The following is an 11,563-nucleotide window of genomic DNA, read 5'->3' as shown; positions in this document are numbered from 1 at the left end:
CAAACCCGGTACGGTTCAAAGACTGTGTTCGGCAAAACGGTTCACGTTGATCGCCAAAGCTTCCCAGGGCGCACGTCTACGATCGGCGCGACGTGAGATAGCTCGCGCCGCTAGCCCCCGTAGCGCTCCGTCTTGATGATGGAGGCGTCCAAGCCCGCCAGCAGCGCGCTATCGGTTGCGATGTTGACGAATCCGTTAGACCCGCAGACGAACACTTGCGTCGGCTTTCCCTGAAGCCTGGTTAGAATTTCTTGGACCATCATGCCGTCGATCCGTCGCGCAAAGTCCGATGCGCGAACCGGTTTCTCGCGCGTAATCGCGAGCGCCAGGACGAACGCCGGATCGCTGATTTCGATGCAATGAAGTTCTTCTGAGAAGAGAACGTCCTCGGCGGTTCGTGCGGACAGGAGCAACGCTGTCGGAACGGCTTGGGCCAATGCGCGGCGCTGCCGGATCATTGCCATCAACGGCACGAGGCCGGAGCCTCCCCCGATCAACAGAACCGGATCTATGGCAGGCTCAGGCCAAAGGAAATGGCCACCGAGCGGACCGCGAACTTCGATTTCGTCACCAATCGCCGCGATGTCGTGAAAAAACGGCGAAACTTCGGCATCCGGCATGCGCTCGATAGCTATCTCGACGATCGGGGTCGAAACTGCCGATGACGCGATCGAGTAGCTGCGCATTGCACTGTAGCCGTCGGGCGCGGTCAGCCGGATATCGACGTGCTGACCTGCGGTGTGCGCGAACGGCTTGCTCAACCGAAGGAAGAAGCTCTTGATACTCGGTGTTTGCTGGATGATGTCGTCGATCACGCATGATTGCCACGAACGGACTTGCGCTTCGTTTTCAGTCATGGGTGTATCGTTGTTCGCGCCACGGATCGCCGTAGATGTGATAGCCGTGCAGCTCCCAAAAGCCGGCCTCGTCACGCGTCGTGAATTGCAGCGCATTCACCCATTTGGCGGATTTCCAGAAGTAAAGGTGCGGCACTAGAAGACGCGCCGGCCCCCCATGATCGCGGGAAAGTGGCTTGCCCGCATAACTGAGGGCGACCATCGCTTTCCCGGAAAGCAGATCCGTCAGAGGGACGTTTGTCGAATAATTATCGTAGCAGTGCGCCAAGACGAAATCGGTAGGCCGATCAAGCTCTGCATCTGCAAGGATGTCTTCAATGAGTACACCCTCCCAAACGGTATCCAGTTTGGACCAAGAGGTGACGCAGTGAATATCCTTTGTCACCTGGGTCTTTGGTAGAGTGTTGAATTCGCCCCAATTCCACGTTTTGACGGGCTTCGGACCAATTTTGACTGTGAATTTCCAGTCGGAGGGCTCTACCCTCGGCGTAGGGCCGGCCGACAGAACAGGGAAATCCTCCACCAGATGCTGACCTGGCGGAATCCGATCGGACTGGTCGCCTGAACCGCGACCGGTGAAACCTCTGGTGACCATAGTGACCCCTCTTGCTCGATACGGCAGACCGAAGCCGGCCTTCATTTCAGTACTCTGCGTAAAGCATTTGCCCGCACATCCGCCGAATAAGCCAATCGACTAAAAATCAGATACAGATGCTCTATCATCGTAAAAAATCGCGTATCGAACATAGCGTCAGGCCAGCATGATTCCCAATACCCAATGGCTATAGGGTAGATAACCCCAAGGCTGCGTACGCTGATCTGCGGTATGCGGAGCGGAAGTTGCAGGTTCGCTCTCAAACGGATGGGCAGCGTGCAAAGCTCAAGGCTCACCAGCGCATGGTTGCCCAGTTCGCGCTCGCCGGCAGCTTGAGTATATTAAGGACGAAATGTCGATCTGATCTATTCTGGCTTCAGGAAATAGGGAAAATAAGGTCGGACGTTCGCGCACCGTCGCGACGCGCGATCATCCACTAAGCTTCTGTATCGGGGTTGGAGGATCAGATGAACGAGATCGAACGACAAGCGCCTGAGCTGCGGGTGCAAAAATGGATTGGCAAAGATGGGGAAAGTATCGCGCCGTTCAAACTGTCAGATATCGGGCCCGGCCCGAAAATCTTGTTTGCCTTCCAGCATTGGTGCCAAGGTTGCCATTTGCATGGGTTTCCGACGCTACAAAAGTTGCATGCAGCGTTGAGCTCAAAAGACGTGGGGTTCGCAGTGATCCAGACCGTCTTCGAAGGAACGCATGAGAATACCTTCGAGAAGTTGCGCGTGAACCAGCTCAAGTATGAGCTTCCTATCGTTTTCGGTCACGACGAGCAACCGACCGGCTCGCCGTTTCCAACCTTCATGGAAGACTACCGCACACGAGGAACTCCGTGGTTTACGGTTATCGACGCTGGCGGTAGCATTGTTTTCTCGGACTTCCATCTCGACGCGGAGCGACTAGTGAAGCAACTTGAGCAAGGTTAATCGTTGGAAGGTGGGCAATCATCCTGATTGCCACCCATCCCCTGATGCCCACTACAGGCGTTGCGCGCTGTAACTCTGTTGATCAGCGTGCGAAAACCCGGATCCGGATAGGAGGAGCGTCAACGATTGAATCAATCCGTTGGGAGAGGGCGGCTCCGCTCCGTCAGCTCGGCAATAGATAACCCATTCTCGCCGAGCAACTCTCTGATCCGATCGACGATATGAGCCCCTAGCGCCGCTGTCTTGGTCCCCCCCACAGATTCCCAAGATGCGAGTTCACACGCCGATACCTCGTGGTCAGCGCCGAAGTGCTTCTGTCGGTATGTCACCGCCGCCCTTCAATGATAAAGGCGCGGTAACGGGAACCGGCAAAGCGTTGAGCAGCGATGGTTTGGTAGGCGGGACTGTCATACCAGTCGCGAGCGGCCTGCATCGTCGGGAAACGCAAGATTACGGCCCCTTCGATGGGCGGCCCCTCCAAATGCTGGATCGCGCCATAAGCGGCGAGAAAGGTAACGTCGTGACCATCGAACGATGGTCCGACGCCTGCAGAATAGGTTGCGAGTGCATGTGGGTCGCTGGTTTCTTCCCGCGTAAAGACGACGAACGCTTCCATCATTAGGCCTCTCAAAGGTTGGATCTGTTGGCCATTACCACCGGTGATGGCCTCACAGTCGTCAGGCTGGCAACTGGAACCCGATTTTCATGAGTGCCTCGACGCACGCATCCTGATCCTGCTGATAGTTGCCTCCGGAGATGCCTATGCCGCCGATCAACTTCCCATCCTCCAGAATCGGATAACCGCCGCCGACAGCGACCATCCGAGGGCGATAGGCTAGCGGCGCCACTTTTGGATCGTTGGTCACATAGTCGTTCCAGACATGGGTCGGGAACCCAAACGAGGCGGAACTCCAGGCCTTGTCGATGGCAACATCGACGGTAAGGAACGGCGCATCGTCGGTGCGCTCGAACGCGCGCAGGTTACCGGTGGCGTCGACGACGGCGACGGCAGCCGGGATGCCGATGGCACGGGCCGCAGCGAGCGCCGCGTCGATGAGGGCGACTGCGGTTTCGCGGTTGATCGAGGCGGTGGCAATAGATTTGGTCATGGGATTCTCATCGCTGGGGCATAACCCGTTCGGCTTTTTGAGGTTGGACAAGATGTTTGGCGATCGCGGTCGTTAGAAGCCTTCGAGGACGATCTTGCCTTTAGCCGCGCCACTTTCGATCAGTGCATGCACCGTCTTCAGATTGGCGGCATTGATCGGCGACAGTCGCCGGGTCAGCGTCGTGCGGATTTTGCCGTCGTCAACCAGCGCTGCCATCGCATCCAGAATCTCGCCCTGCTCATTCATGTCGGGCGTGCCGTAGATCGACCGCGTGAACATCAGCTCGTGGTGGATCGACACCGCCTTGCGCTTGAAAACCATGATATCGAATGCCTTGGGATCGTCGATCAGTCCGAACCGTCCTTGTGGGGCGATCAGTTCGGCGATGTCGGCGACATGTTGCTCGGTATGTGTGGTCGAAAAGACGAAAGCGGGAGCACCGATGCCGAGTTCGGCGATCTGTGGCGCGAGCGGACGAGAATGGTCGATGACGTGGTGAGCTCCAAGCCCTCTTACCCACTCTTGGGTTTCCGGTCGAGAGGCTGTGGCGATGACGGTGAGGTCCGTGCGCTGTCGCGCGATCTGGACGGCGATCGACCCAACCCCGCCCGCGCCACCGATGATGAGGATCGCCTCCGCCGCACCGGGTACGGGCTTCGCCACGTCCAGGCGGTCGAACATCGCCTCCCAGGCCGTCAACGTCGTCAGCGGCAGCGCCGCCGCTTCCGCCCAGGAGAGCGACGCAGGTTTGTGACCGACAATCCGGGCGTCGACGAGATGGAACTCCGCATTGGTACCGGGCCGTGTGATCGATCCGGCATAATAGACCTCGTCGCCTAACTCGAACTGCGTGACGTCGGGGCCGACCTCGCGCACAATCCCGGCGGCATCCCATCCCAGCACCTTCCAATCGCCATCTGCCGGCGGCGTGCTGTTGCGGACCTTGTAGTCGACCGGGTTGACCGAGACGGCCTTCACCTCAACCAGGATATCGTATCCTGCAGCGACAGGCCGAGGCAGATTGATGTCGACCAGCGCGGCATCCGCGGCGATGGGTCCCGGAACCTTGTAACCAATGGCTTTCATAAATGTCTCCAGCTTGCTTGATCGGATGACGCGAATGCTCGTTAGTCAACTTCTTCTACATTGAGGTCCCGACTCTTGAACTGGGTCGCGGTAGCAGATTTCATCGAACACGTCGATCAACAGGCCTTTATGCTCTGTCGCCGGATCGGTGATCGCGTAGATGTTGGAGGCATCTTCGCCGTCGTCCCCGCTCTCGAGGCGCAACGCCGCATCGACGCGAATGCTGCATGCATCGAGGGTTGACCCTAGTTCGAGATCGACGAGATTGCCGTCCTTGACGCGGTATTCGCGGTCATAGCCGTTGGCGATGAATGACTGGACTGCTTCTAGAACGTCGGTCACCTGGGAGGTCATGGAAGCACCTTCATCTTGAACTGGATTGGACACGCTCGCGCACAAAGCGCGCTGTGACTCGGCGGACGGAGAAGCTCGCGAAGTGCGTTACTCATAGCCACTTGGCCTTCTTGAAGCGCATGAACAGGAGAAGGCAGAACACCGCTATCACTCCGAGCACGACGAAGTAGCCATATGGCGTGTCCAGTTCCGGCATGTGCTTGAAGTTCATGCCATATATTCCGGCGATCGCCGTCGGGACCGTCAAGATCGCCGCCCAGGCCGCGAGCTGGCGAGTGACCACACCGATCCTTTGCGCTTCCAGAAGGCTGCTGGCCTCGAAGACCGTGGACAGGACAAGCAGGAGGCCGTCGACCATGGACTGCACGCGGTGGACATGGTCCGCGACGTCGTGGAAATATGGTGTCATTTCGGCGCTGATGCAGGGAAAGTGGCCGCGAACGAGCTTTCGCACCAGCTCGGCCATAGCCCCGAGCGTGCGCTGGAACCGCGTGAGTTCGGACCTTAGTTCGAAGATTCGCGCCACCTCTTCTGGCCCGAGGAAATCGTGCAGCGACCGTCGCTCCATCGCCAGGACGTCGTCCTCGATCATTTCGAAGATGGGCAGATACTGGTCGACCACTCGGTGCAAGATCGCGTGCAGCACATAGTCGACACCCTTGCCGAACTGCGTCGGCGATGCCTCGAGTTGCTCCCGAAGTTTGCCCAGCGCTCCGGCATTGCCGTGCCGCACGGTGATAAGGTGATTGTGACCGGTGAAGATCGCCATCTTGCCGTAGCTGATCCGGTCGCCGACCAGCTCGGCGGTCTGGGCGACGACGTACAACTCATCGTTGTAGACCTCGAGCTTGGGCGGGCACAGCGGGTGCATGGCGTTGTCGATCGCCAAAGGATGGAGGTTATACGTCGTCTGGATCGCGCTGAGTTCGTCTGCGGTGGGCTCGCTAAGCGCGATCCAGCAGAAGCCCGAGCGATTCTCGTTTAGTTCGACGTGCTCATCGAGCCTGATTTCACGGACTCGCTTACCTTCGTTGTAATAATATGCGGCGATAATGGTCATGCAGGCCTCGCAGGAATTCGCAGGCCACGCTGTACAGCCGGTCGCGCCAGCCCGCGTTCGAGCCATGCCTGCACGTTCGAATAGCTGCTTAGGCCGAGGATGTCGCCCGCTGCGTAGAATTCGACCAGCGCATTCACCCAGCCAAACGTCGCAATGTCCGCGATCGAGTAATCATCGACAATCCATTCGCGGCCCTCCAGCCGGTGATCCAGGACCCCGAGAAGACGCCTGGATTCATCAACAAAGCGCTGCCGAGGTCGCTTGTCCTCATAGTCCTTGCCGGCAAATCGCAGGAAAAAGCCTAGCTGTCCGAACATCGGCCCGATGGCCGACATCTGAAAGAACACCCACGCTAGGGTCTCGTAACGCTGGCCTGGTTCGGTGGAGATGAACTGACCCGTCTTGTCGGCCAGATAGAGGAGGATCGCACCGGATTCCCATAAGGCGATGGGTCTACCGTCAGGGCCAGCCGGATCGATGATCGCCGGTATGCGTCCGTTCGGGTTCAGCGACACGAACGCCGGATCCTTCGACTCGTTGTTCGAGATGTCGATCAGGTGGGGCTCGTACGCCAGGCCAGTCTCCTCAAGCATGATCGAGACCTTGACGCCATTGGGCGTAGGGGCTGCGTAGAGTTGCAGGCGATCGGGATGAGATGCCGGCCAGCGCTGCGTGATCGGAAAGGACGAGAGGTCTGGCATAAATCTGCGATCCTGGTGTTGCGATGGCGACTGACTGGAACGAGCCGTCACTCTGAAGTAGGGTTCGATGACCGCGTCGCTGAACGACGCGGTCACGAAGATTGCGGACCGGACCGGCGCAGTGGCAACGGCAGTGAAGCCTATTCCGCCGCGGTCCCGGCCGCTGGCTGTACGTCGTCAACCTTTTGGCGCTTCGGAAGCACCCAGCCGGGACGGACGAAGTGGCAGGTGTAGCCGCCCGGGCGCTTCTCCAGATAATCCTGGTGATCGGGCTCGGCCTCCCAGAACTCGCCGACCGGCTGGACCTCGGTCACCACTTTGCCATCCCACAGCCCCGAGGCATCCACATCGGCGATCGTATCCTCGGCGACGCGCTTCTGCTCCTCGTCGACATAATAGATGCCCGACCGGTAGGAGAGCCCACGATCATTGCCCTGGCGGTTCAGCGTCGTCGGATCGTGGATCTGGAAGAAGAATTCCAGGATGTTCCGGTAGCTCGTCACTGTCGGGTCGAAGACAATCTCGATCCCCTCGGCATGCGTGCCGTGATTACGATACGTGGCGTTCGGAATATCGCCGCCCGTGTAACCCACACGGGTCGAGATGATGCCGGGCCGCTTGCGGATCAGATCCTGCATGCCCCAGAAACATCCTCCTGCGAGAACAGCGCGCTGATGCATGTTAAGCCTCCTCTACTTGATCGAGATATTCACCGTATCCCTCGGACTCCATCTCGTCGCGCGGGATGAAGCGAAGGGACGCTGAGTTGATGCAGTACCGCAGACCGCCGCGGTCGGAAGGACCATCGGGGAACACATGGCCGAGATGACTGTCTGCGTGTACTGACCTGACCTCCGTCCGGACCATGCCGTGTGCGCTGTCCCGCACCTCGTTCACGTTTGCCGAAACGATCGGCTTGGTGAAGCTGGGCCAGCCAGTACCCGAATCGAACTTGTCCGTCGAAGCGAACAGTGGCTCTCCCGACACTATGTCGACGTAGATGCCAGGCTCCTTGTTGTCGTTGTACTCGCCCGTGAAGGGCCTTTCGGTGCCCGCCTCCTGGGTAATTCGGTGTTGCTCGGGAGTCAGGTGGTCGATTGCTGTCTGTGACTTTTCAAACTTCATTACAGTCTCCAATACTTATCTAGAGGGCCAGGCACGCTACCGCTAATTTTTTATGTCTCCTGATTTGCTCCTACAATGGTAGTGGGATGGCAAACGAGGTTTTACTAAGTGTTGGAAAATTAGAGATTTAAATTTCGCGTCTATTAATTCTAGCGCAACTGAGTGGTTAAGCAAGTACGTAATCAGTAAATATTAAAAAAATAACACAAAAGCACGATTATATAATACAGTGTCAGTGTTTTATGATAATCAACAACGCCTGTTTAGATGCTGGTAGATGCGAATTTTTTGGCGTACAGTCAAAATTTTCTGATGGTTGCTTAGTGTGTTGGCGCTGATGGAAAATTGACCCACCCTGCCGATTGAAATTTGACCCAGGGCGGATTGCTGATTTTGTTACCAGCAACTGTGGATAAGTCTACCAGCGCAGCTGCTGTTGCCCCCACTCCTTCGCTAGCCCAGTTCAGTTGTTTAAGACCTGCCACACGCAGCCATGTAGCAGGCCGTCGTCGCCATGAAATCAGAACGGCTCATCGTCCTCCGGTTCCTGGCCGCCCTTACGCTTTCGCTCCCGTGATTTGATCTTGGCCTGGGCCGCCAAGCTACTGTGTTGCAGGCGATAGGACTCGTTACCGGTTTCGACGATGTGGCAGTGGTGGGTCAGCCGATCCAGCAGGGCGGTGGTCATCTTGGCGTCGCCGAACACGCTCGACCATTCGGCGAAGCTCAGGTTGGTGGTGATCACCACGCTGGTGTGTTCGTACAGCTTGGATAGCAGGTGAAACAGCAACGCACCGCCGGCCTGGCTGAAGGGCAGATAACCCAGTTCGTCGAGGATGACCAGATCCATGCGCAGCAGAGCTTGGGCGATCCGCCCGGCTTTGCCGTCGTGCTTTTCGCGCTCCAGCAGATTGACCAGATCGACCGTGGAGTAGAAGCGCACGCGCTTGCCGTGCCGGGTGATGCCGGACACGGCCAGCGCAGTGGCCAGGTGGGTTTTACCGGTGCCAGGCCCACCGATCAGCACCACGTTCTGCGCGGTGTCGGTAAAGGCCAGACTGGCCAGTTCGCTGATCAAACGAGCGTCTGCGCTGGAGGCGCTGAAGTCGAAGCCGGCCAGGTCGCGGTGCATCGGCAGCTTGGCCATGTTCATCTGGTGGCTCACCGAGCGCATGGCGCGATCTGTGTGCTCTTGTTCCAGCAGGTGTTCGAGCAGCCACTTGGACGAGGCTGTGTTCGACTCACCCTGCGCAGTCAACTCCGCCCAGGCCGTGGCCATGCCGTGCAGGCGCAGCTCCTTGAGTTCCGCCATCAAATCACGCATGACCGATCTCCTCGGTCTGGCCACGCAGGCGGTCGTAGCGCGCCGTGTTAGCGACGGGGGCTTCCTTGAGCGACAAGTGGGTTTCGACGCTGGGTGGTGGTTCGGTCGCGGCCAGGCGCGCCACGACATTGAGGATGTGTTCGGCGCTCAGGCTGCCGCTTTCCAGTACCAGCTCAACAGCCACCAGCACCGCATCGAGCCCGGCGACCGGTACGGCAGCCAGAACTTGCGCCATGATCCGGTCACCGCCGGCATGACGCCCCAGACCGTGCTTAAGCTGACGCAGCGGCGCCGGCAGATCAGCAAAGGGCGCGCCGTTGCGCAGCGCACCGGGCTTGCGTTCGATCAGCGGGAGGTAGTGCTGCCAGTCATAGCTGACCTGGTCGCGATCCAGCAAGCGGACATGGCTGGCGATCAGCGCGTCGTCAGCCACCACCTCGATTCGCGTCGGATACAAACGGCTGCTGACCCACTTACCCGCATACTCACACGGCACCGAGTAGCGGTTGCGCCCGACGCTGACCAGGCAGGTGCTGGAGACCCGCGCAGGCCGCTCGACGTAACCGTCGAATGGCGCTGGCACAGGCATCAGTTCAGCGCGCTCCAACTCCAGCACTTCGGCCACACTCAGCCCGCTGTATTGAGGGTGCGTCAGCTCGTTCCAAAGCGCGCGGCAGCGCTGGCCCAGCCAGGCATTGAGTTCCTCGAAGGAGTGAAACTGGCAGTCCTGGGCGTCTAGCCAGATACGCCTGCGGCTGTCTTGCACGTTCTTTTCAACGATGCCCTTTTCCCAACCAGCGGCGACGTTGCAGAAGTCCGGATCGAACAGGTAATGCGCGCACATCACCGCAAAGCGCGCATTCACCGCCCGGCCTTTGCCCTTATTGACCTTGTCGACGGCGGTCTTCATGTTGTCGTAGATGCCCCGGCGCGGCACGCCGCCCAAGGAGCCGAACGAGCGTGTATGGGCGTCAAATAACATCTCATGGCCCTGGCTCGGATACGCCACAAGCCAGAACGCACGGCTGGCACACAGCTTCAGATGTGCCACCTGCATACGCCGGTAAATGCCGCCGACCAGCAAGCCTTCCTCGCTCCAGTCAAACTGAAACGCCTCGCCAAGAGCAAAGGTCAGCGGCACAAAGGCCTGCGACGCCTTGCCCTGTCCCCCTCGCCAGGCACGGATAAACGCGGTGAGCTGGCTGTAGCCACCGTCATAACCTTCGGCTTTGATTTGCGCCAACAGCGCCTTGGCACTGCGCCGCTGTTGCTTGGGCCGCAGCGAATCGGCTTTTAGCGCCTGCTCCAGCGTGGCGTGAAAAGGGCTGAGTTTGTTGAAGATCGCGCGGCGTTGGTAGACCGGCGGCTTGGCCTCAGGTGCTCTGACCCACTTGCGAATCGTGTTGCGCGCCAACCCGGTGCGCTTGGCTATCTCATGCAGCGACAGCTTGTCGCGGAAATACATCCGGCGAATTTTGCCCATCATTTCCATACTGATCACCCTGTGTTCTCCTGCTCAAAAATTGAGCAGAAGCAGTTGAACACCTGGGTCAGTTTTCAGTCGGCAGAACAGCCTCTACTGGGTCAGTTTTCGGTCAGCGGCAACATCCTTGCAACACGGTATTGGGACATAGCCATAAAAAAACCCCGCCTCGGCGGGGTTTTTAGTGGGGGCTCAACTCACAAGGACGCAAATAGGACTATTGCAGCAGCCGCGAAGGCCAGGCAAGCGGCCGCGATATTGAGTCGAGCGATTCGCGTGGCATCTTCAACAGGGGCGGTCACACGGCGGAGGGCTGCATCTACCTCGGCTTTGACGGCATCAGCCGTTGCCTTCGCGCTGTCCTGCATTACCTTGGCCATCGTTTCCCGACTTGCCGTCAGTGCAGCGTTTAGGATGCGCTCGGCTTTTTCCTTTGCATCAGCACCCCACCGGAAGGCAATGCTTTCTAGTTCTTCCTTGAAGGTGTCCAGCATGTCCTGTTGGGCCTTCGCAGAGTCTCGCATTAAGCGCTCGTTGATCGTGTGGAGCACCATGATCGGATCGTCACGGGAGACGGCGATGTTGTGCTTAACCGCGATTTCTTTAATCAGCTCATCTACCGGATCACTCACAGCGCCACCTCTTACAGAACGGGCACATTTTCAAGCTGTGCGTAGATTTGGCCCTTGATGATCTTGAGGCGCTGGCGCGTCATGATCGTCAGCGATTCCAGGGCCAGTGCGTCATCGAAGGTCAGGCGATCCTGGAGCATGTCGCTCAGGTCTTGGCCGTAAGTTTCCTTTTTCAAATCGGGGATTTGAATGATGGCGGCAACCCGAGCCTTGTTCGCCGTGTATGCCTTCAATTGCTCGAATGTCTTGCCCTCATGCTCAATCGGCCCCCAATACGGTGATGTGTGCTGAAAAAACAG

The 11,563-nt window shown here is 58.4% G+C and carries 16 protein-coding genes; 1 reads left to right on the top strand and 15 read right to left on the bottom strand.

Annotated features, from left to right (window positions below; all coding sequences use genetic code 11):
• Window positions 1-110 precede the first annotated feature (110 nt).
• From BK820_RS14280 to BK820_RS15800, 3 genes are all read right to left on the bottom strand, one after another.
• Window positions 111-857, bottom strand: a complete 747-nt coding sequence (locus BK820_RS14280; RefSeq protein ID WP_002118292.1) for a ferredoxin reductase — start codon at window positions 855-857, stop codon at window positions 111-113.
• Entirely contained in the window at window positions 850-1,452 is a 603-nt protein-coding gene (locus tag BK820_RS14275) for a sulfite oxidase-like oxidoreductase (RefSeq protein ID WP_003464980.1), read from the bottom strand. Before BK820_RS14275 ends, BK820_RS14280 begins: the two co-directional genes overlap by 8 nt.
• A 156-nt stretch (window positions 1,453-1,608) precedes the next feature.
• Window positions 1,609-1,734 (bottom strand): hypothetical protein, encoded by a 126-nt coding sequence (locus BK820_RS15800; RefSeq protein WP_256380712.1) that lies wholly within the window; start codon window positions 1,732-1,734, stop codon window positions 1,609-1,611.
• Window positions 1,735-1,919: 185 nt separating this feature from the next.
• Between BK820_RS15800 and BK820_RS14270 the strand changes: the two genes are divergently transcribed.
• A complete protein-coding gene (locus tag BK820_RS14270) occupies window positions 1,920-2,390 on the top strand; it encodes a TlpA family protein disulfide reductase (RefSeq protein ID WP_003464979.1) in 471 nt (156 codons plus the stop codon).
• Window positions 2,391-2,715: 325 nt separating this feature from the next.
• On the opposite strand, the gene BK820_RS14260 is transcribed toward BK820_RS14270, so the two are convergent.
• From BK820_RS14260 to BK820_RS14205, 12 genes are all read right to left on the bottom strand, one after another.
• Window positions 2,716-3,009, bottom strand: a complete 294-nt coding sequence (locus BK820_RS14260) for a DUF1330 domain-containing protein (protein ID WP_010591688.1) — start codon at window positions 3,007-3,009, stop codon at window positions 2,716-2,718.
• 58 nt (window positions 3,010-3,067) lie between these two features.
• Complete coding sequence (locus BK820_RS14255) at window positions 3,068-3,499, bottom strand: GlcG/HbpS family heme-binding protein (protein WP_005006001.1); 432 nt, start codon at window positions 3,497-3,499, stop codon at window positions 3,068-3,070.
• A 72-nt stretch (window positions 3,500-3,571) separates the two neighbouring features.
• Window positions 3,572-4,585, bottom strand: coding sequence for a zinc-binding alcohol dehydrogenase family protein (locus BK820_RS14250; RefSeq protein ID WP_002118279.1), 1,014 nt, complete (start codon window positions 4,583-4,585; stop codon window positions 3,572-3,574).
• Between the two features lie 45 nt (window positions 4,586-4,630).
• Window positions 4,631-4,939, bottom strand: a complete 309-nt coding sequence (locus tag BK820_RS14245) for a hypothetical protein (protein ID WP_005006003.1) — start codon at window positions 4,937-4,939, stop codon at window positions 4,631-4,633.
• 91 nt (window positions 4,940-5,030) lie between these two features.
• Window positions 5,031-5,999: a magnesium and cobalt transport protein CorA gene (locus BK820_RS14240; protein ID WP_002118270.1), complete on the bottom strand. Its 969-nt coding sequence runs from the start codon at window positions 5,997-5,999 to the stop codon at window positions 5,031-5,033.
• On the bottom strand, window positions 5,996-6,700 hold the full coding sequence (locus tag BK820_RS14235) for a glutathione S-transferase N-terminal domain-containing protein (protein WP_005006007.1): 705 nt from the start codon (window positions 6,698-6,700) through the stop codon (window positions 5,996-5,998). The genes BK820_RS14240 and BK820_RS14235 overlap by 4 nt, the downstream gene beginning before the upstream one ends.
• 140 nt (window positions 6,701-6,840) lie before the next feature.
• Window positions 6,841-7,380, bottom strand: coding sequence for a peptide-methionine (S)-S-oxide reductase MsrA (gene msrA / locus BK820_RS14230; RefSeq protein ID WP_003464967.1), 540 nt, complete (start codon window positions 7,378-7,380; stop codon window positions 6,841-6,843).
• A 1-nt stretch (window position 7,381) separates the two neighbouring features.
• Window positions 7,382-7,825, bottom strand: coding sequence for a peptide-methionine (R)-S-oxide reductase MsrB (gene msrB / locus BK820_RS14225; protein WP_003464965.1), 444 nt, complete (start codon window positions 7,823-7,825; stop codon window positions 7,382-7,384).
• A gap of 520 nt (window positions 7,826-8,345) precedes the next feature.
• Entirely contained in the window at window positions 8,346-9,149 is an 804-nt protein-coding gene (istB, locus tag BK820_RS14220) for an IS21-like element ISPst3 family helper ATPase IstB (protein ID WP_010454871.1), read from the bottom strand.
• Window positions 9,142-10,641: an IS21-like element ISPst3 family transposase gene (istA, locus tag BK820_RS14215; RefSeq protein ID WP_024012635.1), complete on the bottom strand. Its 1,500-nt coding sequence runs from the start codon at window positions 10,639-10,641 to the stop codon at window positions 9,142-9,144. The genes istB and istA overlap by 8 nt, the downstream gene beginning before the upstream one ends.
• Before the next feature lie 188 nt (window positions 10,642-10,829).
• Window positions 10,830-11,264, bottom strand: coding sequence for a conjugal transfer transcriptional regulator TraM (gene traM / locus BK820_RS14210; RefSeq protein ID WP_026444294.1), 435 nt, complete (start codon window positions 11,262-11,264; stop codon window positions 10,830-10,832).
• An 11-nt stretch (window positions 11,265-11,275) separates the two neighbouring features.
• The coding region (locus BK820_RS14205) for a P-loop NTPase family protein (RefSeq protein WP_502685976.1) at window positions 11,276-11,563 on the bottom strand (288 nt) is incomplete at its 5' end.

Origin of the sequence: Acinetobacter sp. LCT-H3, assembly GCF_001866125.1 — a bacterium.
Classification (GTDB): Bacteria; Pseudomonadota; Gammaproteobacteria; order Pseudomonadales; family Moraxellaceae; genus Acinetobacter; species Acinetobacter schindleri.
This window is presented reverse-complemented; position numbering and strand designations above follow the sequence as displayed.